This is a genomic window from Herbaspirillum sp. SJZ107 (genome assembly GCF_006715485.1).
Taxonomy (GTDB): Bacteria; Pseudomonadota; Gammaproteobacteria; order Burkholderiales; family Burkholderiaceae_D; genus Telluria.
The window spans coordinates 908203-933314 of the sequence record NZ_VFNH01000003.1 but is presented as its reverse complement, the minus strand read 5'-3'; the positions used below and the strand labels follow the sequence as shown (position 1 = coordinate 933314).

24 protein-coding genes are annotated in these 25112 nt (G+C 65.6%); 13 read left to right on the top strand and 11 right to left on the bottom strand.

What is annotated here, in order from left to right; translation table 11 throughout:
* Positions 1-3: 3 nt before the first annotated feature.
* Together FBX97_RS22285 and soxC are read right to left on the bottom strand one after the other, a co-directional pair.
* Positions 4-579: a c-type cytochrome gene (locus FBX97_RS22285; protein ID WP_255517588.1), complete on the bottom strand. Its 576-nt coding sequence runs from the start codon at positions 577-579 to the stop codon at positions 4-6.
* On the bottom strand, positions 566-1837 hold the full coding sequence (gene soxC / locus FBX97_RS22280) for a sulfite dehydrogenase (RefSeq protein WP_141836695.1): 1272 nt from the start codon (positions 1835-1837) through the stop codon (positions 566-568). Before soxC ends, FBX97_RS22285 begins: the two co-directional genes overlap by 14 nt.
* 235 nt (positions 1838-2072) lie before the next feature.
* Between soxC and grxD the strand changes: the two genes are divergently transcribed.
* Both grxD and FBX97_RS22270 read left to right on the top strand, forming a co-directional pair.
* Positions 2073-2390, top strand: a complete 318-nt coding sequence (gene grxD / locus FBX97_RS22275; protein ID WP_141836692.1) for a Grx4 family monothiol glutaredoxin — start codon at positions 2073-2075, stop codon at positions 2388-2390.
* Positions 2391-2392: 2 nt separating this feature from the next.
* A complete protein-coding gene (locus FBX97_RS22270; protein ID WP_141836690.1) occupies positions 2393-2995 on the top strand; it encodes a UbiX family flavin prenyltransferase in 603 nt (200 codons plus the stop codon).
* On the opposite strand, the gene FBX97_RS29680 is transcribed toward FBX97_RS22270, so the two are convergent.
* The 3 genes from FBX97_RS29680 to FBX97_RS22260 form a co-directional block, all read right to left on the bottom strand.
* Positions 2992-3162 (bottom strand): hypothetical protein, encoded by a 171-nt coding sequence (locus FBX97_RS29680; protein ID WP_185748689.1) that lies wholly within the window; start codon positions 3160-3162, stop codon positions 2992-2994. The two genes, FBX97_RS22270 and FBX97_RS29680, sit on opposite strands and share 4 nt — an antisense overlap.
* Before the next feature lie 172 nt (positions 3163-3334).
* Positions 3335-3754, bottom strand: coding sequence for a hypothetical protein (locus FBX97_RS22265; protein ID WP_255517587.1), 420 nt, complete (start codon positions 3752-3754; stop codon positions 3335-3337).
* Between the two features lie 302 nt (positions 3755-4056).
* Positions 4057-5124 carry an MBL fold metallo-hydrolase gene (locus FBX97_RS22260; protein WP_141836686.1) on the bottom strand — a complete coding sequence of 356 codons (1068 nt, stop codon included), beginning with the start codon at positions 5122-5124 and terminating at the stop codon, positions 4057-4059.
* Positions 5125-5262: 138 nt separating this feature from the next.
* On the opposite strand from FBX97_RS22260, the gene FBX97_RS22255 reads away from it, so the two are divergent.
* The 7 genes from FBX97_RS22255 to FBX97_RS22225 all read left to right on the top strand — a co-directional run bounded on the left by FBX97_RS22255 (position 5263) and on the right by FBX97_RS22225 (position 12066).
* Positions 5263-5679 carry a MerR family DNA-binding transcriptional regulator gene (locus FBX97_RS22255; RefSeq protein ID WP_141836684.1) on the top strand — a complete coding sequence of 139 codons (417 nt, stop codon included), beginning with the start codon at positions 5263-5265 and terminating at the stop codon, positions 5677-5679.
* 84 nt (positions 5680-5763) lie between these two features.
* A complete protein-coding gene (locus tag FBX97_RS22250; protein WP_141836682.1) occupies positions 5764-6948 on the top strand; it encodes an isovaleryl-CoA dehydrogenase in 1185 nt (394 codons plus the stop codon).
* A gap of 272 nt (positions 6949-7220) precedes the next feature.
* Positions 7221-8423 carry an acetyl-CoA C-acyltransferase gene (locus FBX97_RS22245; RefSeq protein ID WP_141836680.1) on the top strand — a complete coding sequence of 401 codons (1203 nt, stop codon included), beginning with the start codon at positions 7221-7223 and terminating at the stop codon, positions 8421-8423.
* Between the two features lie 65 nt (positions 8424-8488).
* Positions 8489-9157 carry an SDR family oxidoreductase gene (locus tag FBX97_RS22240; RefSeq protein ID WP_141836679.1) on the top strand — a complete coding sequence of 223 codons (669 nt, stop codon included), beginning with the start codon at positions 8489-8491 and terminating at the stop codon, positions 9155-9157.
* 47 nt (positions 9158-9204) lie between these two features.
* Entirely contained in the window at positions 9205-10332 is a 1128-nt protein-coding gene (locus tag FBX97_RS22235; protein ID WP_141836677.1) for an acyl-CoA dehydrogenase family protein, read from the top strand.
* Positions 10333-10339: 7 nt separating this feature from the next.
* On the top strand, positions 10340-10906 hold the full coding sequence (locus FBX97_RS22230) for a GNAT family N-acetyltransferase (protein ID WP_141836675.1): 567 nt from the start codon (positions 10340-10342) through the stop codon (positions 10904-10906).
* A gap of 110 nt (positions 10907-11016) precedes the next feature.
* Positions 11017-12066, top strand: a complete 1050-nt coding sequence (locus FBX97_RS22225; RefSeq protein WP_141836673.1) for a hypothetical protein — start codon at positions 11017-11019, stop codon at positions 12064-12066.
* A 19-nt stretch (positions 12067-12085) separates the two neighbouring features.
* On the opposite strand, the gene FBX97_RS22220 is transcribed toward FBX97_RS22225, so the two are convergent.
* A complete protein-coding gene (locus tag FBX97_RS22220) occupies positions 12086-13099 on the bottom strand; it encodes a zinc-binding alcohol dehydrogenase family protein (protein ID WP_141836671.1) in 1014 nt (337 codons plus the stop codon).
* A gap of 117 nt (positions 13100-13216) precedes the next feature.
* Between FBX97_RS22220 and FBX97_RS22215 the strand changes: the two genes are divergently transcribed.
* Both FBX97_RS22215 and FBX97_RS22210 read left to right on the top strand, forming a co-directional pair.
* Positions 13217-14119, top strand: a complete 903-nt coding sequence (locus tag FBX97_RS22215) for a LysR family transcriptional regulator (RefSeq protein WP_185748710.1) — start codon at positions 13217-13219, stop codon at positions 14117-14119.
* A 78-nt stretch (positions 14120-14197) separates the two neighbouring features.
* Positions 14198-14740 (top strand): PaaI family thioesterase, encoded by a 543-nt coding sequence (locus FBX97_RS22210; protein ID WP_141836667.1) that lies wholly within the window; start codon positions 14198-14200, stop codon positions 14738-14740.
* A gap of 6 nt (positions 14741-14746) precedes the next feature.
* Here the strand turns inward: FBX97_RS22210 and FBX97_RS22205 are convergent, their stop codons facing one another.
* From FBX97_RS22205 to FBX97_RS22195, 3 genes are all read right to left on the bottom strand, one after another.
* Positions 14747-15778, bottom strand: a complete 1032-nt coding sequence (locus FBX97_RS22205) for an LD-carboxypeptidase (RefSeq protein WP_255517586.1) — start codon at positions 15776-15778, stop codon at positions 14747-14749.
* A 145-nt stretch (positions 15779-15923) separates the two neighbouring features.
* Complete coding sequence (locus FBX97_RS22200) at positions 15924-18686, bottom strand: TonB-dependent receptor (RefSeq protein WP_255517585.1); 2763 nt, start codon at positions 18684-18686, stop codon at positions 15924-15926.
* Between the two features lie 171 nt (positions 18687-18857).
* The gene (locus FBX97_RS22195) at positions 18858-20684 is read right to left on the bottom strand and encodes an ABC transporter substrate-binding protein (RefSeq protein WP_141836665.1); all 1827 of its coding nucleotides are present in this window, start codon (positions 20682-20684) and stop codon (positions 18858-18860) included.
* A 178-nt stretch (positions 20685-20862) separates the two neighbouring features.
* Here FBX97_RS22195 and FBX97_RS22190 point away from each other — a divergent pair, with 178 nt between their 5' ends.
* Both FBX97_RS22190 and dacB read left to right on the top strand, forming a co-directional pair.
* The gene (locus FBX97_RS22190) at positions 20863-22101 is read left to right on the top strand and encodes a nucleoside recognition domain-containing protein (RefSeq protein ID WP_141836663.1); all 1239 of its coding nucleotides are present in this window, start codon (positions 20863-20865) and stop codon (positions 22099-22101) included.
* A 12-nt stretch (positions 22102-22113) separates the two neighbouring features.
* The gene (gene dacB, locus FBX97_RS22185; protein ID WP_141836661.1) at positions 22114-23646 is read left to right on the top strand and encodes a D-alanyl-D-alanine carboxypeptidase/D-alanyl-D-alanine-endopeptidase; all 1533 of its coding nucleotides are present in this window, start codon (positions 22114-22116) and stop codon (positions 23644-23646) included.
* Position 23647: 1 nt separating this feature from the next.
* Here the strand turns inward: dacB and FBX97_RS22180 are convergent, their stop codons facing one another.
* Both FBX97_RS22180 and FBX97_RS22175 read right to left on the bottom strand, forming a co-directional pair.
* A complete protein-coding gene (locus FBX97_RS22180; RefSeq protein ID WP_141836659.1) occupies positions 23648-24358 on the bottom strand; it encodes a hypothetical protein in 711 nt (236 codons plus the stop codon).
* A 140-nt stretch (positions 24359-24498) separates the two neighbouring features.
* Complete coding sequence (locus FBX97_RS22175; protein WP_141836657.1) at positions 24499-25110, bottom strand: M15 family metallopeptidase; 612 nt, start codon at positions 25108-25110, stop codon at positions 24499-24501.
* Between the last annotated feature and the right edge of the window lie 2 nt (positions 25111-25112).

Genomic DNA, 25112 nt, shown 5'->3' with positions numbered 1-25112 from the left:
CGGTTATTTCAATACTGGCTTGAACCCGTCCCGGTTCGGCATCCGGATCGCAGCCAGCGACGCCGCATCCAGCACCGCGTCGGCTTTCAGGATGCCGTTCAGGTGCAGCGTGTAGGCGGTCACCGCATACACCTCGTCGGGCGTCAGCGATTGCGGGCTGTCGAGCGGCATGGCACGGTGGATGTAGTCGTACAGCGTGGTGGCATATGGCCAGTAGCTGCCGACCGTGAGCACCGGTGCCTTGCTGGCCAGCGTGCCCTGCCCGCCCGCCAGACGCGGCGCGATCCCCTTGTCGCCGTTGGCGCCGTGGCACGACAGGCAGCGCGCCTCGTAGATCGCCCGCCCCCGGGCCACCGAGCCGGAACCGGGCGGCAGCCCGGCGCCGTCGGCGCGCACGTCGATATCCCAGCCGCGGATCTGGTCGGCGCCGGGCGTCTGGCCCAGTCCCAGGCGCGTCGCCTCGCGTGGTCCTGCGCGTTTTCCCATTTCGTGGCGCGGGGCCGCCGGCGCACAGGCGACCAGCGCCACGGCAGCCGCACCCGCCACGGCCAGCACAGCGCAGGTGTTAGACGTGGACATTCGACACCTCGCCATTCGATGCCACTTTCCAGCTCTGGATGGCGTTGTAGTGATAGATCGAGTTCTGGCCGTCGGTCCCGATCAATGCCGCGCGGGTCGGCTGCACGTTCCCCGCTTCGTCGACGGCGCGGCTTTGCAGGATCGCTTCCTGTCCCGACCATACCCACGGCAAGCGAAAGCGCGTCAGGGCCCGGCTTTGCACCGGCCCGTCCAGCGTCGCCGCCTGCCACTGCCGGCCGCCGTCGAGCGACACCTCGACCCGGCTGATGCGTCCATGCCCGCTCCAGGCCAGGCCGGTGATTTCGCGGAAACCGTGGCCGTCCAGCACCTGGCGTGCCGAAGGCGACGTGATCACCGATTTCACCCCCATCGCGAAGGTGAACTGGCGCGCCGTCCCGTCCGGCATCAAGTCGGTGTACTTGGCGGTTTCCTCGCGCGTCTGGAACGGCGCGTCGCCCACCTTCAGGCGGCGCAGCCACTTGATGTTCATGTTGCCCTCGAAGCCAGGCAGCAGCAGGCGCAAGGGGTAGCCCTGCTCCGGGCGCAGCATCTCGCCGTTCTGGCCGTAGACCAGCAGCGCATCGTCGAGCGCCTTGGCCAGCGGGATGCTGCGCGTCATCGCTGCGGCGTCGGCGCCTTCGGCCAGGATCCAGCTGGCTGATGGTTGCAGGCCGGCTTCGCGCAGCACGTCGGCCAGGCGCACGCCAGTCCATTCGGCGCCGCTGATCAAGCCGTGGATGTCCTGCACGCTGCCTTTGCCGGGCGCCTTGAATTCGGCCATGCTGTTGCCGGAACACTCGATGAAATGGCTGCGCGAGACGGCAGGAAAGCGCAGCAGGTCCTTCATGCTGAGCAACAGCGGCCGCTCGACCAGGCCATGCAGCATCAGCCGGTGCTGGGCCGGATCGATGGCCGGCACGCCGGCGTGGTGGCGCTCGAAAAACAGGCCGTTCGGCGTATTCGTGCCGAACAGGCTTTGCAAGGGGGTGCGGGTGGCGGTGGGAAACGGCGACGGCTGGTCCGGCAGCTTGCGCAGCACGTTCTTTTCGAATGGCGAGGGCAAGCCGTAGGCCGGGTTCAGGAAGCCGGCGCCGGGCTCGCGCATCCATTGCGGCACATTCGGCGGCAGGTTGTCCGCCATGGCGCTGCCGCCGGCGGCGGCCAGCGAGGCCACGGCGCCGCGCGCGATGAAGCGGCGCCTGCGCGGTGACGCCGGCGCCGCTGCCGGCGCGTCGGCATCTGGTCGAGCGATGTCCATCGTGTTCCCATCAGCAATTGAAGAGCTGATAACTTTACGCCGCTGCGAAAGTTACCGTCAACGGCAGCGCTAGACCAAGTTCAGATAAGCTCATGCGGTTTATGAAAGCGGGAGAATGGCCCTGCACCTTAAAACTTGGGCCCCTGCCTTCGCAGGGGTGAACCGGTGGTAAACCTGCCGGTTCATTTTCTTATAAAATGCCGGCATCCACGATTAATTACCTGAGGCGACAACCATGAGCGACGTACAAACCTGGATCAAAGAAACCGTGACCAACACGCCTGTCGTGCTGTTCATGAAGGGCACCGCCCAGTTCCCGCAGTGCGGCTTTTCCGGCCGCGCCATCCAAATCCTGAAAGCCTGCGGCGTCGATAACATCGCCACCGTCAACGTGCTGGAAGATGCGGAAGTCCGCCAGGGCATCAAGGATTACTCGAACTGGCCGACCGTGCCGCAGCTGTACGTGAACGGCGAATTCATCGGCGGTTCCGACATCATGACGGAAATGTACGAGTCCGGCGAACTGGCTGCCCTGCTGAAGAAGAACGGCTGAAAATGGCTGATACCAGGCCGCGTCGTATTGTCGTCGCCATCACCGGCGCGACCGGCGCGGTCTACGGCGTGCGGCTGCTGCAGCGGCTCGGCGCCTGTCCCGGCGTCGAGACCCATCTGGTCGTCTCCGACGCCGCGTCCCTCACCCTGCACCAGGAAGTCGGCTTGCAAAAGCGCGACGTGGAAGCGCTCGCCCACGTGGTGCACCGCAACCGCGAGATCGGCGCCTCGATCGCCAGCGGCTCGTTCCAGACCGACGGCATGGTGATCGCACCCTGTTCGATGAAAACCCTGGCCGCGGTGGCGCACGGGCTGTCGGACAACCTGATCACGCGCGCCGCCGACGTCATATTGAAAGAACGCCGGCGCCTGGTGCTGATGGTGCGCGAGACGCCTTTCAACCTGGCGCACCTGCGCAACATGACCGCCGTCACCGAAATGGGCGGCATCGTGTTCCCGCCCTTACCCAGCTTCTATAACCTGCCGGCCAGCATCGACGAGATGGTCGACCACACGGTCGCGCGCGTGATGGACCTGCTCGGCGTGGACAACAGCCTGGCACCGCGCTGGGCCGGCATGCGCGGGGACAATGCCACGGCCGACTAACGGTCGCCGTAGCGCTCTTTTTCGGCCTGCCTGGCCTCTCTTGCGTCTTCGATCTTCCTGCGCTGCTCGTTACGCTTGCGCATGATTTCTGCATGTTGCTGCGCCGTCATCGGCGGCGCGGTCATCAAATCCTTCAACTGCGCGGTATTGCTGTAGTTATTAATCATGAGGTCGCTGCATCCTTGTTGACTGATAACGATACCGATTATGCGCGAGACTCTGCAGTTTGTGCCGTTCGCTTGAACAAAAATCGCGGATACCAGGAAATAAAAAAGCCCGGTCGGAAATCCGCCGGGCTTGTTACCGTTCCTGTCCGCTGCCGGGCAGCGTGCCAGAGACTTATTTTTGCTGGTGGTGCATGCGCACCAGCATGCGAATGAATTCGCGTGCCAGTTGCTTGTGGTGTTCGTCCAGGCGCTGCAGGTCGGCGATCAGTTTGACGTCGGCCGATTCGAAACGGGCGGCGCCTTCGCCGCTGTCGCCATTGCTGGCGGCGTTTTCCGAGCCGCCGAAACGCAGCCAGTCGGCCGGCACGCCCAGCCATTGGGCGATCATGCGCAGTTTTTCCTGGGTCGGGATGGCTTCGCCGACCAGCCACTTGCGCGCAGCGTGGACGGTGATCGGGCGGCCTTCGAAGCGAATGTTAAATTCCCGTGCCAACCGCGTAGGGCTATCCGGCGAATAATGGGCATTTTTCAGGGCTTGCTGCAGGCGCTCGCTGAAGCTCTCCCGTTCGTTGGTCGAATTCATGGGTGGCATTAATGGTTCATGCAAAGCCGTCATTGGTCGCTCCTTTAGTCAGACCGTCTGTGACGACAGGACAGGCTGGACGTAACAAAAGTGTGAGTATTGATCGATTCTCACATGCTGTCCAGCAATTCCCCACGTTTTCGGTCCCTGATTATGCAAGTGTGAAAAATATCCTACAGGAAAAAGAAAACGTTTGCCGAAATGATTTCACACGTGGCAATACCAAGGCAATCGCAATGAATGCCCATTGAGTATGGGATGGGACCGGCGGCCGCTTATGCAAGCCGCCTACGATGAAAGTAAGTGATTGCTCAGGTGACCTGGAAGCGGATGATGCCGTCGGCACCGGTTACACGGCGCAAGTGACCGTTTTGCCACAAAGCATGCAAATGGGCCAGTGCTTCGCCCAGGGCAAAGCTCAGCTGGTGGGCATCGAGCGGGCGCCGGAACATGATCGGCACAATGTCAACCGCCGATCGCGGCGTGGCGCAGGCGGCCTGGACTTCGTCCAGCCGCGCCGCATGGTGGTCGCGCAGCTGGCGGATGCGGGTGTGCAGGCCGCGGAACGGCTTGCCGTGCGAAGGCAGGACCAGCACGTCGTCCGGCAGGTCGCCGAACTTGGCGAGCGAATCCAGGTACAGCTGCAGCGGGTTGCCCTCGGGCTCGACTGCGAACACCGAGACGTTGGTCGAGATGCGCGGCAATACCATGTCGCCCGACACCAGCACGTTCAGCGCTTCGCTGTAGAGCGACACATGTTCGGGCGAATGGCCGAAGCCGGTGATCACGCGCCACGCGCAGCCGCCGATCGCGACCTGCTGGCCATCCTGCAGACGGGTGTAGGCGTGCGGCACCGACGGTACCAGCGACGGATAGTAATTCTTGCGGCTGGCCATCTGCTCGAGCATGGCGGCATCGGCCAGTCCGTGCAGCCGGAAATGCGGGATCGCCGACGGGCCGTCGACGCCGGGCAAGGCCGCCGCCATCATGCGCGCGAAGGCGAACTCGGCGGCGCTGGTCCAGAACGGCGCATCGAAACGCTCGCACAGCCAGCCGGACAGGCCGACGTGGTCCGGGTGGCAATGCGTCGCGAATACGCGCAGCAGCGGCCGCCCGTCCAGGGCGCCGGTGATCAGCTGTTCCCAAGCGGCGCGGGTGGCATCGGTGCCGGCGCCGCAGTCGATCAGCGACCAGCCGCGCCGGCCGTCGATCTCGTCGTCCAGCAGCCACAGGTTGATATGGTCGAGCGCGAACGGCAGCGGCATGCGCAGCCATTTGATGCCGGGTGCGGCCGGCGCAGGTGCGACGTCGAGCACGGTGCCGAGGGCCGGGACGGTGTCGCCGAAAGGATAGGCCAGCTGGGATTCGAGAGCGTTCATGCGCAGGTCTTTCGTGATATGACGGACGCGGCGCGCTACAATCACCGCCAATGAGATTACGTTGACGTAAACGGAAAGCGGCGCCAGCCTGGATTTTAAGCGATTCCCGGCGCCGTCACACTTTGCCCGCAGGACACCATGGCCACGACCTATACCATCGCCGAACTGGCACGCGAATTCGACATCACCGCCCGCGCCATCCGCTTCTATGAAGACCAGGGTTTATTGAGCCCGAAACGCGAGGGCCAGGGCGGACGCAACCGCGTGTACACGCCGCGCGACCGCACGCGCCTGAAACTGACGCTGCGCGGCAAGAGATTGGGTCTGACCCTGTCGGAGATCAAGAGCATCATCGACATGTACGAGTCGCCGAAAGATACCGTGGCCCAGATCGACCGTTTCCTCGACGTGCTGGCGCACCAGCGCCGGACCCTCGAGCAGCAGCGCGCGGACATCGAGATGTCGCTGGCCGAGATCGCCGTGCACGAGGACGAGTGCAAGCGCTTGCTGGAAGAAGCCGGCGTGCAGGACGCGCCGGAGCGCAACGCCGCCTGACGCAACAGCCGCGTCACTTGACGTTTACGTTAACGTCACTCCGCGTTATCATGCACTGTATAACATCATGGAGACGAGGACGACATGCTGCACCTTCCAGGCTTGACCTTTGACCACGGCGAAGACATCGCCGCGCTGCGCGAAGCGGTGCAACAGTTCGCGGCCAGCGAAATCGCGCCGCGCGCTGCCGAGATCGACCGCACCGACCAGTTCCCGATGGACCTGTGGAAGAAGATGGGCGAACTGGGCCTGCTGGGCATCACCGTCGGCGAGGAGTACGGCGGCGCCAACATGGGCTACCTGGCCCACATCGTCGCCATGGAAGAAATCTCGCGCGCCTCGGCCTCGGTCGGCCTGTCGTACGGCGCCCACTCCAATCTGTGCGTGAACCAGATCAAGCGCAACGGCAGCGAAGAACAGAAGCGCACCTACCTGCCGAAGCTGATCTCGGGCGAGCACGTCGGCGCGCTGGCCATGTCCGAACCGAACGCCGGTTCCGATGTCGTCAGCATGAAGCTGCGCGCCGAGCTGAAGGGTGACCGCTACGTCCTGAACGGCACCAAGATGTGGATCACCAACGGCCCCGACGCCGACACCCTGGTGGTCTATGCCAAGACCGACATCGACGCCGGCCCGCGCGGCATGACCGCCTTCCTCATCGAAAAAGGTTTTAAGGGTTTCTCGATCGCGCAAAAGCTGGACAAATTGGGCATGCGCGGCTCGCATACCGGCGAACTGGTGTTCCAGGATTGCGAAGTACCTGTGGAGAACGTGCTGGGCGGCGTGGGTAATGGCGTCAAGGTGCTGATGTCGGGCCTGGACTTCGAGCGCACCGTCCTCTCCGGCGGCCCGCTCGGCATCATGTCGGCCTGCATGGACGTGGTCGTTCCCTACATCCACGAACGAAAACAGTTCGGCCAGGCGATCGGCGAATTCCAGCTCATGCAGGGCAAGATCGCCGACATGTATTCCACCATGATGGCCTGCCGCGCCTACGTCTATGCGGTCGGCCAGGCCTGCGACCGCGCCACCGGCCCGGAACAGGTGCGCGCCCTGCGCAAGGACGCCGCCGGCGCCATCCTGTACAGCGCCGAAAAGGCGACCTGGATGGCCGGCGAGGCGATCCAGGCGCTGGGCGGCAACGGCTACATCAACGAGTACCCGGTCGGCCGCCTGTGGCGCGATGCCAAGCTGTACGAAATCGGCGCGGGCACCAGCGAGATCCGGCGCATGCTGATCGGGCGCGAGCTGTTTGGCGAGACCATGTAACAGTTTAAGCAGGAGAAGTGGAGTGGAGACGCGGGCTGCGTCGTAGAGCCGAAAAGGCCACAAGAAGAGTCGCAAAGACCGCCGCAAGCCCGTCACCGATGAACGTCGTTCCCGCGAAGGCGGGAACCCAATTTTGCCTGAATAGCCGCAGAACTTGGGTTCCCGCCTGCGCGGGAACGACGGGCTGGTGGTCCCTCTTCCCAGTTACAGCCGTTCGACATTCTCAAAACACGGCGATGCCATCGCCACCCTCATCCTGACTGGAGACACACATGAATAACGATCCGATCGTCATCGTCGGCGCCGCCCGCACCCCGATGGGCGCCTTCCAGGGCGACTTTTCCTCGAAATCCGCCAGCGACCTGGGCGCCGTGGCGATCAAGGCCGCGGTCGAACGCGCCGGCGTCGACGCCAGCAAGGTCGAACACGTCTACTTCGGCAACTGCCTGATGGCCGGCCAGGGCCAGGCCCCGGCACGCCAGGCGCTCATCAAGGCGGGGCTGCCCGTCTCGACCGGCGCCGTGACCCTCTCCAAGATGTGCGGCTCGGCGATGCAGGCCGCGATCTTCGCCCACGACCAGCTGAAAGCCGGCAGCGCCGACATCGTCGTGGCCGGCGGCATGGAATCGATGACCAACGCGCCCTACCTGATCCCGAAAGCGCGCGGCGGCTACCGCATCGGCCACGCGCCGATGTTCGACCACATGATGCTGGACGGCCTCGAAGACGCCTACTCGCGCAACGAAAAGACCGGAGAGGGCCGCTCGATGGGTACCTTCGCCGAGGAATGCGTGGCGACTTACCAGTTCACGCGCGAAGACCAGGACGCGTTCGCGATCGAATCGGTCAAGCGCGCGCAGGCCGCCAACAACGACGGCACCTTCGACTGGGAAATCGCGCCGGTGAGCGTGGCGAATCGCCTGGGCGAGCAGATCATCGAAAAGGACGAAGGCCCGCTGAAAGCGCGCACCGACAAGATCCCTTCCCTGAAGCCCGCCTTCAAGAAGGAAGGCACCGTGACCGCCGCCTCCTCGTCCTCGATCAACGACGGCGCCGCCGCGCTGGTGATGATGCGCGAATCGACGGCCAAGGAACTGGGCCTGGCGCCGATCGCGCGCGTGATCGGCCACGCCACCCACGCGCAGGAACCGAACCTGTTCACCACCGCCCCGATCGGCGCGATGCGCAAACTGTTCGCCAAGACCGGCTGGACCAGCGGCGACGTCGACCTGTTCGAGATCAACGAAGCCTTTGCCGCGGTGCCGATGGCTGCCATGCGCGACCTCGACATCCCGCACAGCAAGGTCAACATCCACGGCGGCGCCTGCGCGCTGGGCCACCCGATCGGCGCCTCGGGCGCGCGCATCGTCGTCACCCTGCTCGGTGCGCTGAAGAAGACCGGCGGCAAGCGCGGCGTGGCCTCGCTGTGCATCGGCGGCGGTGAAGCCACCGCGATGGCGATCGAGATGGCCTGAAACACGCGCGCCGCCAAAACACGGTATGGTGACAGCTTGTCATCCATACCGTAAGGAGCTGCACCATGTCCACCGTTCTCATCTTAGGCGCTTCGCGCGGCATCGGCCACGAACTGGTCCGTCAATACCGCGCCGACGGCTGGCGCGTGATCGCCACCGCGCGCAAGCAGGCCGACTGCGACGAACTCGCGCAGCTGGGCGCCCAGGCGCTGCGGCTGGACGTGACCAACGCCGAATCCATCGCCGGCCTCGGCTGGCAGCTGGACGACGAAAAGATCGATGCCGCCTGGCTGGTGGCCGGCGTCTACGGCCCTACCCACAACGGCTTCCCGACCGAGCAGGAATTCGACCAGGTCATGCACACCAACGTGCTGGCCGCGATGCGCCTGCTGCCGATCGTCGCGCCGCTGGTCGCCGCCACGCGCGGCAAGCTGGCAGTAATCTCCTCGCGCATGGGTTCGATCGGCGAGCGCCGCAGCGCCGACGGCTCGCTGTACCGCGCGAGCAAGGCCGCGCTCAACTCCATCCTGGCCGATACCGCCCTCACCTTCGGCCCGCAGGGCGTCACCTGCGTCAGCTTCCACCCCGGCTGGGTCCAGACCGACATGGGCGGTGCCGGCGCCACCCTGACGGTGGAAGAAAGCGTAGGTACGCTGCGCGCGACCCTGGCTGGCGTCGGCCACGGCCGGAACGGTTCCTTCCTGAACTACGACGGCGGTCCGATCCCCTGGTAACGCACAGGCAGGCAGCGGCGCCGCGATAACAATACAGACGAGACACGATGATACTGAGCGAAGAACACCAGATGATCCGCGACGCCCTGCGCGCTTTCTCGCAGGAGCGCCTGGCGCCCAACGCCGCGCGCTGGGACCGCGAGCACCATTTCCCGAAGGAAGAGCTGAAGGAACTGGCGCAACTGGGCGCCTTCGGTGTGGCGGTGCCCGAACAGTACGGCGGCGCCGGCCTCGACTACGTGGCGCTGGCCCTGGTGCTGGAAGAAATCGCGGCCGGCGACGGCGGCACCTCGACCGTCATCTCGGTGAACAACTGCCCGGTATGCTCGATCGGCATGACCTACGCCAGCGAAGCGCAGAAACAGCGCTGGCTGCGTCCGCTCGCCCAAGGGGAGTTATTAGGCGCCTTTGCTCTCACCGAACCGCATACCGGCAGCGATGCCGCCGCCCTGCGCACGACGGCCACCCGCGACGGCGATCATTACGTCATCAACGGCACCAAGCAGTTCATCACCAGCGGCAAGAACGGCGACGTGGCGATCGTGATGGCGGTCACGGACAAGGCCGCCGGCAAGAAAGGCATCAGCGCGTTCTGGGTGCCGACCGACACGCCCGGCTACATCGTCGCCGGCATCGAGCACAAGATGGGCCAGCATTCCTCGGACACGGCGCAGATCGTGTTCGACAACTGCCGCGTCCCGCTTGACAACCTGATCGGCGAAGAAGGGCAAGGCTACAAGATCGCACTGTCCGGCCTCGAGGGCGGCCGCATCGGCATCGCCTCGCAATCGGTCGGCATGGCGCGCGCTGCCTACGAGGCCGCCCTCGCCTATGCAAAGGAACGCACCAGCTTCGGCAGCCCGATCTTCGACCACCAGGCGGTGCAGTTCCGCCTGGCCGAGATGGCGATGGGGATCGAAGCCGCGCGCCAGCTGATCCTGCATGCGGCATCGATGAAGGATGCGGGATTACCCTGCCTGAAGGAAGCCGCGATGGCCAAGCTGTTCGCCTCGGAGATGGCCGAGCGCGTGGTCTCGAGCGCGATGCAGGTGTTCGGCGGCTACGGCTACGTGGCCGATTTCCCGATCGAGCGCATCTACCGCGACGTGCGCGTGTGCCAGATCTACGAGGGCACCAGCGACATCCAGAAGATTTTGATTGCAAGGGCGTTATGATGGCGTCATGAATGCATCGGACGAACAGATAGCGAAGCTGAATATCCGCCCAGCCGTCGAAGCCGACCTGGCGCCCTTCTTCGCCTACCTGGACGACCACCTGCGCGACAACGGCGCCGGCGGCACGCCGCTGTTCCAGCCGCTGCCGCGCGACCAGTCGCGCATGCCGGCCGGGCTGCGCCTGGCCTTCATCAAGGGTTTGCACCTGGCGGTCGGCCAGCCCGGCTGGCGCCGCCTGTGGCTGGCGCTCGGGCCGACCGGCAATATCGCCGGCCACATCGACCTGCGCGCGCGGCCGGAATCCGCGGCCGCGCACCGGGCGATGCTGGGAATGGGCGTGCAGCGCCTGTACCGGCGGCGCGGCCTGGGCGTGCAGCTGGTCGGCACCGCCGTCGAGTGGGCGCGCCGGGAAGCCGGCATCGACTGGATCGACCTGGAAGTGCTGGCCGATAACCGGCCTGCCGTTGCGCTTTACCTGCGTGCCGACTTCCGCATGATCGCGCGCATCGAGGATATGGTCAGGGTCGATGGCGCCAGCTACGACCTGTGCTACATGACCTTGCCGCTGGGTTGACCGGCAGCGGCGCCGCAGCAACAATAATTTTCCCTTTTGTTAACATTCCTGTGGCCGCGTGCTAGAGTGGAAATGCTTGCGTTTTCATAAACTTTATCAGCCGAGTCCACATGAAATCCATGATTGTCCTGAGCCTGGCGCTGAGCGCAGGCAGCGCCGCCCTGGCGCAAGATGCGCCCATCACCTATGGCGCCGCCGATTGCAGGATCGCCAAGCTGCTGCCCGCGCCGGCGACCGCGGTGCAGTGGAGCGGCAAGTGCCAGGATGGCTTTGCCGATGGCGTCGGCATCCTCACATGGAAGACCGCGGACGGCACCGCCATGCGGCTGCAGGGACGGCTCCTGCGCGGCGCCGTCGCCGGCGAAGCCAAGCTGCGTGTCGGCGACAAGCTCACCTACATCGGTTCGCTGCGCGACGGCTTCCCCGACGGTGAGGGCTACCTGAAGTATGCCGACGGCCTGCAGTATGAAGGCGGTCTGAAGATGATGGTGCGCGAAGGGAAAGGCACGCAAATCTACGTCAACGGCAACGTCTACCAGGGCCAGTTCAGCAACGACCGGCCGAACGGCCAGGGACGCCTGAGCTTTGTGCTTGGCGGCAGTATCGAAGGCGAATTCGTCGACGGCAAGCCGACCAGGGGCAAGATGGTGTATGCCGGCAGCGGCCGTACCGAAGACCTGGAGACGCTCGCGCAGAAAGCAGCCCGCCCGAAGCCCACTGCCGACAAGACCTTCAAGACACGCGAGGACGAAGCGCGAGTGGGTACCAACTTCCGCCGCGTCAACAGTACCGGCTCACTACCCAGCAACGTTGGCTGGGCAATGCTGACCGAAGAAGAAAAAGAACAGTTCCGCAGCCAGTATCCGGCACTCGAGGAAGGCGACGATCCACCTTATCCGGAACACGGTCCGGGCGGCATCTACAAGGTGGTGCGTGCGGCCGGTGGCCGCTACGGCGACACCAGCGAGCTGCACCTGAACGTGCTGGTCGGCGCCGACGGCGTGGCGAAACAGGTGGTCAAGCTGGGCGACTTCGACGCCGAAGCCACCCGCTATGTCGCCGCGGCCGCCATGGGGGAGCACTACAAGCCCGCCAAGTGCCACGGCGCGCCATGCGAAATGATGTATCCGCTGCACGTCAAGTTCCAACTGGTCTGGTGACCCGCGCCGGGCAGCGCGCTTAGAACCCTTCCAGCACGATCTTGCCCTGCGCCCGGTTCGACTCGAGCAGCGCATGCGCGCGCTTCAGGTTGTCGGCGTTGATGACGCCGAAGTTCTGGTTGACCGTGGTCTTGATCGTGCCGGCGTCGACCAGCTCGGCGATGCGGTTCAGGATGCGGTTCTGCTCGGCCATGTCGGCGGTATTGAACAGCGAACGGGTGAACATCAGCTCCCAGTGCAGCGACACCGCTTTTCGCTTGAACTTGCGCACGTCGATCGGGGCCGGGTCGTCGATCAGGCCGAATTTGCCCTGCGGCGCGATCAGGTCGACGATCTGGTCGAAGTGATGCTCGGTGTGGGTCAGGCTGATCACGTAGTCCGGGGCCGGCAGCCCGGCCTGCGCCAGTTCCTCGCCCAGCGGCTTGCTGTGGTCGATCACGTGGTGGGCGCCCAGTTGCAAGGCCCAGTCGCGGGTTTCCGGACGCGAGGCGGTGCCGATCACGGTCACCTGCGTCAGCTGGCGCGCCAGCTGCAGCAGGATCGAGCCGACGCCGCCGGCGGCGCCGATCACCAGCAGGGTTTTACCTTTGCCCCCGTCGCCGGTCGGCACCTCCAGGCGGTCGAACAGCATTTCCCAGGCCGTCAGGCCGGTCAGCGGCAGCGCCGCGGCCGGACCGAAGTCGAGCGATGCCGGCATGTGGCCGACGATGCGCTCGTCCACCAGCTGCAGCTCGCTGTTGCTGCCGGCGCGCGCGATCGAGCCGGCGTACCAGACGCAGTCGCCCGGCTGGAACAGGGTCACGTCGGGACCGACCGCCTTGACGATGCCGGTCGCATCCCAGCCCAGCACCTTCCATTCGCCGGCTTCCGGCGTGGCGCTCTTGCGCACCTTGGTGTCGACCGGGTTGACCGACACCGCGCGCACCTCGACCAGCAGGTCATGGCCTTGCGCGACCGGGTCCGGCAGGGTGATGTCGACCAGCGCCTGGGCGTCGTCGATGGGGAGGCTGGTCTGGTATCCGATGGCTTTCATGGGGGCTCCTTATGCAGGTTGATTGTGGATGGCTGTCATTCTGACCAGTTTCGCTTTTTTGATAAACTGGATAATCTCGAATTCACTTTCAACGATCCTTTGAAAATCGCATTGAAAATACGTAGTGTCCAGGACCTGGAAATCTTCGTGGCGACGGCCGACCACGGCAGCCTGTCGGCGGCGGCACGCCAGCTCGCGCTGTCGCCGGCCGTGGCCAGTGCCGGCCTGAAGCGCCTGGAGGCCGACCTCGGCGCCGCCCTGTTCGTGCGCACCACGCGCAGCATGCGCCTGACCCTGGCCGGCGAACGCCTGCTGGGGCGCAGCAAGGCGCTGCTGGACGGCTTGCGCGAGGCCGAGGACGAACTGCGCGCCGGCGGCGACGGCGTCGAGGGCCAGCTGCACATCTCGATGCCGTCCGACCTCGGCCGCCACGTGGTGCTGCCCTGGCTGAACGACTTCCAGGCGCGCCATCCGGGCGTGCGCCTGCGCCTGCAGCTGACCGACCGCGTGGCCGACATCTACCGCGAGCCGGTCGACATCGGCCTGCGCTTCGGGAAGCCGCCCGGATCGAGCATGGTGGCGCTGCCGCTGCTGCAGGATAACCGGCGCGTGCTGTGCGCGGCGCCCGCCTACCTCGCCAGGCGCGGGGTGCCGGCCTCGCCCCACGCGCTGGGTGACCACAACTGCCTGTGCTTCATGCTGGACGAGGCGGTCAACGACCGCTGGGGTTTCAGCAAGGACGGCGAGGACATCGAGGTCACGGTGCAGGGCGACCGCGTGGCCGACGATTCCGAGATCGTGCGGCGCTGGGCGCTGGAAGGACTCGGCATCTGCTACCGCTCGCGCATCGACGTGCAGGCCGACCTCGCCGCCGGCCGGCTGCGCCAGGTATGTCCGGATTGGCAAGGGAGCAACGTGCCCTTGTATATGGTGCTGGCCAACCGCCGGCAGGTATCGCCGGCGGTGCGGGTGCTGCGCGAATTCCTGGTGGCGCGCTGCCAGGCGCTGGCGGGAAGTTGAAGAGCGCCGGATAACACGGCGGAACCCGGGCATAATCGTCGTACCAATCCGTGCCTACGCACTCACCGAGGACAGCGCATGAACACCGCATCGACAACGGCAGAACAATGGGAACGACAGCTGCGCGAGGTGCGCGCCCGCGTGGCGCAGGCCGGCGGCAAGCCGGGCGTGGTGCCGGCGGAAGCGGCGCGCGCCATGAGCGGCCTCGAGATCATGCAGGCGCTGCTGGCCGGTCGCTTTCCGTATGCGCCGATCGCCGAGACGCTGGACTTCTTCCTGGTCGAGGTGGAGGGAGGCCAGGCAACCTTCCAGGGCACGCCCCTGCCCGGCCACCTGAACCCGATGGGCACCGTGCACGGCGGCTGGTATGCGACCCTGCTCGATTCGGCGGTCGGCTGCGCGGTGCAGACCATGCTGGCGCCGGGCCAGGGCTACACGACGGCGGAGCTGAGCGTCAACCTGGTGCGCGGCGCGCGCCTGGATGGCGGGCCCCTGCGCGCGATCGGCAAGGTGCTGCATTGCGGCCGCCAGCTGGCGACCGCCGAGGGCAGGATCGTCGATGCGCAGGGCCGGCTGTACGCGCATGCGACGACCACCTGCCTGGTGTTCGGCGCGCGCTGACCGCTGCTAGCTGACCGCCGGCTCCAGCAGCGTCAACGTCTGCGCAGCCGTATCGAGCGTGGCGCGCACGCCCAGCGGCATGGTGAACTGGTGGCGGATGTGGCCGAACGAATAGCCGCTCACCGCCGGCACCTGCAAGGGCTGCAGGTGCACGTCGAGGGTCTGGTCCAGCGTCAGCGACGGTCCTTCTCCCTGCGGCCCGCAGTTCTCGCAGATGCCGATCATGACGGCGGCCGCCCCTGCCAGCGGCAGCGACAAATCGAGCTGGGTCAGCCAGCGGTCGATCCGGTACGGTTCCTCGTTGACTTCCTCGATGAACAGGATGCTGTCGCGGTAATCGGCGGCATACGGCGTGCCGGCCAGCGCGCTCACCAGGGACAGGTTGCCGCCGACGAGCCGCCCGCTGGCGACGCCGCCGTGCACGGTGCGCACGCCGTACTGAGGTTCCTGCTGCGCTTTCAGGGCGTTCTCCGCCGCCATCGGGATCGTGTAGCTGGCGCGCGGGTCCACCAGCACCGCCAGCATGTGCTCGTCCGAATACGCGGACGGCGTGCTGCTCGCGACCGGCCCGTGGAAGGTCACCAGGCCGGCGTGACGCCGGATGGCGAGATGCAGCGCCGTGATGTCGGAATAGCCGAGCAGGATCTTGGGATGGCTGCGGATCAGGCCGTAATCGAGGTGCTGCAGCAGCGAGATGCAGCCGGAGCCGCCGCGGATCGCCCAGATCGCCTTGACCTCCGGATCGCGGAACATGGCATGCAGGTCGGCGATGCGGGCGGCCACCGTGCCGCCGTAGTTGCCCCAGACTTCGCGCAGCCAGGCGCCCTGCTTCACCCGGAAACCGAGGCCTTCGATGTGTTTTACTGCCTTCTCGATGGCGTCGTCGCTGGTGTAGCCGCCGGGGGCGACCAGGCCGATGACGTCGCCCTTGCGCAGGCGCGGGGGTTTGATCAGGGGTGGCATGGCGGGGGAAGAAGAGGCGGCGGCAGGCAATGCCAGGGAGGCGGCCAGTGCGCCGCCGAAACGGCGCCTGCTCATACGGATTTTGCTCGACATGCGGATAGGGACCATCGTTGACGTCGTCCCTGCGGAGGCAGGGACCCAAGTTCTGCTTGCGTTAACGATACGCTTGCAACTTGGGTCCCTGCCTTCGCAGGGACGACGTAGTGGATCGCCCGGACTATCAGAAGAACGTGTAACGCACGTTGAAATTCAGCGCCCGCCCACGCGGATCCGCCACGCGCGGGTCCCAGCCGGCACCCACGACTTCGTCCACGTTGTGCGCCGTGAACGGCGGGTCGCGGTCGAACAGGTTCTGGATGCCGACCGTGATCGCGGTGTTCCTGAAGCCGGTGTAGGTGGTCGACAGGCCGAAGGTGGTGTAGCTGCTCACGTGCGGCTTGAAGCCGGCCGGCGGCGCGCTCTTGCCCGCATCCGGCAGCTGGTCCTTGTAGCCGTCGCGGTACAGGTTACTCAGCAGGAAGCTCCACGGTCCCTTGCTCACGCTGAAGGTCGCGTTGTGCTTCCAACGCAGGTACAGGTCGCGCGTATAAAAATTGCCGACATATTCGACGTAGGGCTGGCCCTCGAACTCGGCGAACTGGTAGCTCTGGGTCCAGGTGCCGTCCAGGCCCGCATTCCAGCGCCAGCCGCCCGGCAGGCTGCCGCGGCCGCGCAGGCCGACGTCGGCGCCGCGCGTCTTGAGGCCGGCCGCATTGATCCAGCCGGCGTCGATGTACTCGATGATGCCTTCGCCGTTGCGATGGATGTATTCCGGCAGCGCGGCGGCGTTCGCCAGCACCACTTGCGGGGTGCGGTTCAGGATGCGGTCCTTAACGTTGATCGCCCAGTAGTCGACCGACACCGAGAAGTTCGGGCTCGGCTCGAGGATGATGCCCAGCGTGCCCTGCTTCGCGGTTTCCGGACGCAGGTTCGGATTGCCGCCGCTGAAATAATCGAGGCGCTCGATCGCGCAGTAGCGCGGGTCGTTCGGGTGGGCCGCGCAGCCGACCGGGTCGGACACGCCGTTCGGCAGCTCCTGGCTCAGGCGGCCGCTGTACAGCTGGCCGAAGCTCGGCGCCAGGAAGCCTTTGTTCGCCGAACCGCGCAGCATCACCCAGCTGGCCGGACGGTAGCTGAAGGCGACCTTCGGATTGGTGGTGGCGCCGATCAGGCTGTAATCGTCGCGGCGCAGCGCCAGCTGCAGTTCCAGGTCCTTGATGACCGGCACCACCAGCTCGGCATAGACCGCCTTGATGTTGCGCGCCACGCGGTTCTGGTTGGCGTTGCCCGGCGCCAGCAGGATCTGGGTGGCGTCGACGTCCTGGTGGAAGGCGTAGCTTTCGCGGCGCAGGTCGGTGCCGATCGCGCCCGAGACGGCGCCGGCCGGCAGCTGGAAGATCTCGCCCGAGATCGAGCCGTTCAGCTGGGTCAGCGTGGTCTTGCCCTGCTGCAGGCGGCCGTAGAACTTGGTCGCGTTCAGCGCCGCCATGGCGGCGTCGCTCTGGCCCTGCTCGGGCGAGGCCCACGGATTGACGATGCCGCTGCCCAGCACCGAATACAGCGCCCGGGTATTCGCGTAGCCGTCCAGCAGGTCGGTCGTGGTGCGGCTGAAGCTGTGCGACAGGTCGACCCGGTAATCCCATTTGCTTGCCAGCGTGCCTTCGGCGCCCAGCAGCAGGCGCGCGGTGTCGGTGCTGTATTGCTGGGTGCGGTCGCCGAGCGGCCAGGCGCGCCATTTGTACAGGATCGGCTTGGTCGGATCGTAGCTGGGAATGTAGGCCTGCAGGTTCTGGTAGTACGGACCGCCCACCGGATAGGCATTGCCGGCCGCCAGCGTGGTCGAGATCTGGGCCGGGGTCAGGATCGCCAGGGCATTGGTGTGCGCGCCCACGGCCTCGGCGTACAGGCGGTGCTCCGGCGCCAGCTGGAACGTGCCGCGCGCCACGAAATTGGTGCGCTCGGTCGGCAGCTGCATCACGTAGTCGCCGCCGTAGTCGTAGGTACAGGAATAGGTCGAGCGCAGCGGCGAGGTGGTCTTGGCCCACAGGCTGCTGGTGTACTGGTTCATGCCCGGGACGGTGTCGCACTTGCCTTGCAGGCTCAGCAGGCCGGCCTGCAGGTAGGTGCTGGGGTCGCCCGGCATCTTGAAACCGGTGCCCAGCGCGCTGCCGGCACCGGTCAGCTGGTTGGCGACCGGGGTGCCGGTGGTGTCCGGCGACAGGCCGCGCTGCGGCTGGTAGCCATTGGAAAAGCTGCGCTGGCTGGAATCGAGGCGGTCGTTCTTGTCGTGGCCGAGGGCGAACATGACGTTGTAGCGGTCGGTGTCCAGCCTCCCCTTGCCGGCCGTCAGGCCCAGGCGCCGGGTGGCGCCGCCGCCGGCTTCGGTGAAGTTGCCGCTGGCGCTCGCCTGCACGCCTTCGAAATCGGTCTTCAGGATGAAGTTGATGACGCCGCCGACCGCATCGGTACCGTAGATCGCCGACGCGCCATCCTTCAGCACCTCGACGCGGGCGATGGCTGCCAGCGGGATCGTGTTCAGGTCGACCGCCTTGCTGGACAGGCCATAGCCGGCGATGCGGCGGCCGTTGATCAGCACCAGCGTGCCGCTCGGGCCGAGGCCGCGCAGCGACGCGAAGGAACCGCCGCCGCTGACGCGGTCGGAGTCGGCGCCGAACACGTTGTTCCCCGAGGTCATGTTGTCGGCGCCGGTGCCGTTGGCCGAGATCAGCGTCATCAACTGTTCGGCGTTGTTGATGCCCTGCTTGTCGAGCTGGTCCAGCGTGATGGTCTGGACCGGCAGCGCGCCTTCCAGGTTGATGCGCCGGATGCTGCTGCCCGTGATTTCGACGCGCTGCATCGGCTGTTGCGATGCCACCTGCTGGGCGAAAGCCGGGCTGACGGCGCCGATCAGGGCAATCATGTGGGTTAACGTCTTGAGCTTCACGCCTCTCTCCTTGGGTACTTGCCGCGCGCGTTTCATATGCCGGTAATGTGTTTGCATTACGATATTGGTCATCTCAAAGGTAAGCGCAGGCGTGCCGCGCCAGCCAATGAAAATTCCGGCGCTGAGTATAACTAGAGGGAATGTTTAGCTAAGGAAAAACTGGCAAAAGAATCACTTTGCCCGGAGCGTGCGTGCACTTTCTGCAACATCGACATCCAGATAACGCCACTGCGTCAGTTCGACCGGGTGGCGTTTGTAGTTTTTCAACCACGGTTGGCGGATATCGGCCGACAGCACCTGGGTCAGCGGCACCCACGGGTTGTAGGCGTGGATCAGCTGGTTCATCTCGAAGTACAGCTTTTGGCGGGCCGGACCGTCGGTCAGCAGCCGCGCCTGTTCGTAGCGTTCGTTATAGGCCGGCAGATTGAAGCGCGCGTAATTGGCGCGGCCGGCGTTCGGGCCGTACAGCAGCTGGTAGAAATTCTCGCCGTCCGGGAAGTCGGCCACCCAGTTACTCTCGAACATCTGCACCTTGCCGAGGCGCGACGCCTTGATGATCTCGGTCTTCTTGTCCGATTTGAACACGACCCGCAAGCCGATCGCATTCAGGCACTTGCGCCACAGTTCGTCGCGCAGGCGGCCGCTGACCGTGGCTTCGCTGCTCATCTGCAGGGTCAGGTTGGCGCCATTCGGCTGCGTCCTGAAACCGTCCGGGTCGCGCCTGGCGTAACCATATTTGTCGAGCAGGGCATTCGCCAGCGCCGGATCGTAGCGGACCGGGCTGCGGTAGTTCGGATCGTAGCCGAGCACGTTCGGCGGCAACGGCGACTCGGCCTTGATCGCAAACCCTTTCTTTAACAGCGCAATGTCCTCCGCGCTGTTGTAGCTCAGCGCGATCGCGCGCCGCAGCGCCAGCTTGTCCTTGCCATAGCCGCCGATGAGCGGGTCCTGCATGTTCATCCACATGTAATAGGTCTGCAGCACCGGGAAGCGGTACAGTTCCATGCCGCGCGCGGCCAGCGCCGGCTTCAGCTTGCCGTTCTGGATCACCATCTCCGTCATCGATTCCGGCACCTGCTCCAGGTAATCGTATTCGCCGTTGAGGAAGCCCAGCATGCGGCCCTGGAATTCTTCCGCGATTTTCACTTCGACCCGGTCCACGCGCGGCAGGGTCTTGCCTTCGAGCGCAGCGCCGATCGCCCCGTCGGCCGCGCTTGTGCCCGGTCCATTGCCGGGCGTGCCATGGAACACGGCGGTGGAGGCCGGATTCTTCAGCAGGACGATGCGGTCGCTGTGCTTCCACTCGCCCAGCATGAAGGGCCCGGTGCCGACCGGGTGGTTGCCGGCCTGGCCCGGGTAAGCCTCGATCACTTCGCGCGCCACCACGCCGGTGGCCGGGGTCGCCATATAGAACAGGAAATTGTTATCAGCTTCCGTCAAGCGGATCCGCAGCGTGTAGCGGTCGAGCGCCTGCAAGCCGGGAATTCGGGTGTCCACACTAAAATTGGTCTTCAGGGCGGCATCGCCCAGCAGCTTGCCGTCAAACAGGAAAGACCAGGGCGATTTCAGCGCCGGATCGTACAGGCGCGTGAGGCTGTAGACGTAATCCTGGGCGGTCACTTCGCGCTGCTTCCCCTTGAACGCCGGGTCGGGCGTGAAATAAATGCCGGGACGGATGTGGAAGGTGTAGCTGCGCCCGCCCTCCTCGACAATCGGCAGCGCCGTCGCGGTATTGCCCTGCAATTTGAGCGGGCGCGCCAGGTAGTCGTAGCGCAGCAGCGGATCGAACAGGTTTTCCAGCAGCGACAGGCTGGCGAGGTCGGAACCGACCGCCGGGTCGAGGCCGGCTTCGCTGGTGGACAGGAACATGTGCAGGACCTTGCCCTCGCCGGCGGCGGTAGTGGTGGTGGCGGCCCGGGCCGGCACGGTGGCCGAGGCGTGAAGCAGGGTCGACAGCAGGGCAGCAGCAGCAAGGGCAGCGGGGCGGAAGATCGGCATGGCAGAGGTCCAGGAAGCGTTGCGAATTATAGGCCCAGGAAGCGCCTCCAAGCGCATCCGGCGGCAATAGAGGCCCATGCAATATAACTTTTAAACATAGCCTTGCAGCATTCTTTCATCGTGGCAGTGGGCTGTACGCCTATACTCTTCCCTGCACGCGACCCGAACGACATTTCCCATGGCACTGAATTACATCTGGATCGGCTTCTTCCTGGTTGGTTTTATTGCGGCGCTCGCCCAATGGATCTTTCTTGGCGATACCGAAATCTTCAAGCGCATCATCGACGGCACCTTCGACTCGTCCAAGATGGCGGTGATGGACATCGCCCTGCCGCTGGCCGGCGTGATGACCTTATGGCTCGGCCTCATGAACGTCGGCGAAAAGGCCGGCGCCATCGGCTGGCTGGCGAAACTCATCTCTCCCTTCTTTTCGCGCATCTTCCCGGACGTGCCGAAAGACCACCCGGCCACCGGCCACATGGTGATGAATTTCTCGGCCAACCTGCTCGGCCTGGACAATGCGGCAACGCCGTTCGGCCTGAAAGCGATGGAAAGCCTGCAGAGCTTAAACCCGCAGAAAGATACCGCCAGCAACGCGCAAATCATGTTCCTGGTGCTGCACACCTCGGGCCTGACCCTGATTCCGCTGGCCATCATGGCCCAGCGCGCCATCCTGGGCGCCAGGGACCCGTCCGACATCTTCATTCCCTGCATGGTCGCGACCTATGTCGCCACCGTGGCCGGCATCATCGCGGTCTCGATCCGCCAGCGCATCAACCTGATCAATGGCGTGGTGCTGAGCTGGCTGGGCGGCATCACGGCCGCGATCGGCCTGATGATTTTTTACTTCACGAACTATCTCACCAAGCCGGAAATCGAGACCGTGTCCAAGGTCGCGAGCAACCTGATCCTGTTCACGATCATCGTCGTGTTCATCGTCGGCGCGCTGCGCAAGGGCGTGAACGTCTATGAAGCCTTCATCGAAGGCGCCAAGGGCGGCATCCAGACTTCGCTGACCATCATTCCCTACCTGGTCGGCATGCTGGTGGCGATTTCCGTGATCCGCAATTCGGGCGTGCTCGGCTTTGTCGTGCAGGGCCTGGAATGGGTGATCCGCATGGTGGGCCTGGACACCGCCTTTACGCCGGCACTGCCGACCGCATTGATGAAACCGTTGTCTGGCAGCGGTTCGCGCGCGCTGATGATCGACGCCATGAAGACCTACGGCGTGGATTCCTTCGTCGGCCGCCTGGCCTGCATCTTCCAGGGCTCGGCCGACACCACCTTTTATATCGTCGCCCTGTATTTCGGTTCGGTCGGCGTGCGCAAGACGCGCTATGCCATTTCGTGCGGGCTGATCGCGGACCTGGCCGGTATCATCGCCGCCATTTCCGTCGCCTATGTGTTCTTTGGATAAATCAGGATGAGCATGTTCCGAAGCAGACTCCTTGCCCTTGCCTTCCCTGCCCTGCTGGCCGCCTGGCTGCCGGCCCGCGCCCAGTTGCCGGCACCGGTGGTCGGCGCCCTGCGCAGCACCACGATTCCCGAGGAAGCGCTGAGCGTGGTCGTCCTGCGCGACAACCAGACCGTGCTGTCGCACTTGGCCGACCGCCCGGCGCATCCGGCCTCGACCATGAAACTGATCACGACCCTGGTCAGCCTGGACGTGCTGGGGCCGGTGTTCCGCGGCCGCACCGAGCTGCGCAGTAACGGCCAGGTACAAGGCGACACGCTCAAGGGCGACCTGGTGCTGCGCGGCGGCGCCGACATCGACTTCACGACCGAAGCCCTGACCACCATGCTGCGCAGCCTGCGCTACCAGGGCATCCGCCGGATCGACGGCAACCTGGTGCTCGACCGCCAGCTGTTCAACCCGGCGCGTGCCGACCTCGGCGCGCCGCCCTTCGACGAATCGCCCGAGTCCTATTACAACGTCATCCCCGACGCCCTGCTGCTCAACAAGAACATGCTGCAGCTGGACCTGCGCTCCACGGGTGGCCGCCTGAAGATATCCTCGCTGCCCGAGATGGATGGCGTCAGCGTCGATTCCGACATGCGCCTGGTGAACGGCGATTGCGGCAACTGGGACGCCGGCTGGCAACACCCGGACGTCCAGACCCAAGCAGACGGGCGCCTGCGCGTGATGCTGCACGGGACCTTCCCGAAAAATTGCGTCGCCAGCGAATCGATCAACGTGGTCGACCGCCAGGATTACGTCGGCCGCATGGTGCGCACCGTCTGGTCCGCCCTCGGCGGCACCATCGACGGCAGCACGATCGAAGGCGCGGCGCCATCCGATGCCAAGCTGCTGGCCGAACATGTGTCGCGCGCTTTGCCGGAACTGGTCCGCGACACCAACAAACCCTCGGACAATTTGCTGGCGCGTACCCTGTTCCTGAGCCTGGGCGCGCTGGCGCCGGACCCGGTGCTGGGCAGCCGTCCGCTGCCGGGCAGTCTCGAGCCGACCCTGGCGCGGGCCCAGGCCACGGTCCGCACCTGGCTGCGCGCCCACGGCATCGACGACACCGGCCTGGTGCTGGAAAACGGCTCGGGCCTGTCACGCATCGAACGCGTCACCCCGGTGCAGCTGGCCGGCGTGCTGCTGGCCGGCCAGCGCAGCAACTGGGCGCCCGAATTCCAGGCCAGCATGCCGATCGTCGCCATCGACGGCACCATGCGCCGCCGCCTGCACGACAGCCCGGCGGCCGGCCGCGCGCGCATGAAGACCGGCACCCTCAAGAATGTGGTGGCACTGGCCGGCTATGTGCCGGATGCGAGCGGACGCCAGTGCGTCGTGGTGGCCATGATCAACAGCGACCTGGTCAGCAACGGACGTGGCCGCATGGTGCTGGACACGCTGGTCGACTGGGTGGCGCGGATGGATGCGCCGCAACCGGTGCAGCCGGTGCAGCCGATACAGGCGCTGCCGGCAGCGCCACCCGTTCCGGCCACGCAGCCGTAAGCTATTTGACCGGTGCAGCCGTGCCCGATGTCGGCACGGCCGCCGCCGGTGCCGCCGTACTGGCCTGCGCACTGCCATTCTTGCCCGGCTCCAGCCACGGCGTACCAGCCAGGTTCGGCTTGGCCTCGACCAGCGACACGTTGGCGCCGGTGCCTTCGCGGATCGCGCGCACCAGGTCCATCATGGTCGATTCGGTGAATTTTTCCGGGGTGCCCAGCACCATGCCGCCGACCCGGCGCGGCCAGGCCAGCCAGCCGCCTTCGGGCTTGGTAAAGACCCCGTACATGTCGAGGTGGTAGCCGCTCTTGTAGGGGAACAGGCAGGCGACCAGGTTCATGTTGTCGCTGCCGTGCACCTTGGGCGCCGCCTTGGCGGTCCAGGAAGCGCCGTCGCAGCTCGGGCCCTTGTCGACGGCGGTGCCCGGCGCCGCGGCAGTCGGATCGGCGATCTTGAAGTGGCCCGGGAGGTCGGTGACCTGCACCCCGGCCGGCGTGCTGACCTGGGCGTCCTTGACGTTGCGGTTGATGCCGTTGCTGGCGGCCTTGGCCACCGTCTCGGCGGGGGCTTCGGTCTTGATGTCGAATACGCGGTAGTACTCGACCGTCGTATCGCGTGCGGCCAGGTTGTTGCCGCCGTTGCCGGTGCTGCAGCCGGTGGCCAGCGCCGCCATGGCCGCCAGCATGCCGGCACCCGCCCATATCGAGCCTTTCATATGCACCTCCCATGTTTTGGGGACGGTTACCCGCCCTGCATTGATGGTGCGATTTTCCGGCGCTCGATGCGCCGGAGACTGCGTTTGCTCAAGCGTTTGGTTTGAGCGTCAGCGTGGCGCGACAGCGGCGTGGGTTCCGTTCAGAGCACGCGGCGGAAGGTCTGGCGCACATGGTCGCGGTCGCCGCAATCGAAGTGCCACCACTCGGTATTGATGCCGACGAAGCCGGCCTGGACCATGGCGTCGCGCAGCAGCCGGCGCTGCGCCACCTGCTGGTCGGTCAGCGCCCCCGCACGCAGGAAGCCTTCTTCCAGCGCCGGGTGCGACAGTTCCGTCATGTCGTCGAAACCGGTGCCCATGTCGAGTTCACGGCCGGCCGGATCGAGCAGCGTGACGTCGAGCGCCATGCCGTAGGAGTGAATGGAGCCGCGCGCCGGGTCGGCCAGGTAGATACGCAGGCCGGTGCCGTCGAGTGCATCCCACAGCTGCTGCTGGACGCGCTGCGGACGCAGGGCGTCCAGCACCAGCAGCGTGTGGCCGGGCGCGTGCCGGGCCAGCCAGGCCACCGCCCGCTCGAGCGCGGCGGCGGCGTCGCGGTGCAGCCAGGCGCAGTCGAACGGCGAATACAGATCGCGGCCGGTGAAATTGTGCGGGGTCGCGTAGCGCAGGTCGACGCCGATGCCGGCAATGGTGGACAGGTGGCGGAACGCCGGATCGCCGGCAATGTCTTCGCTAGCTATGGTCGAACCCATCG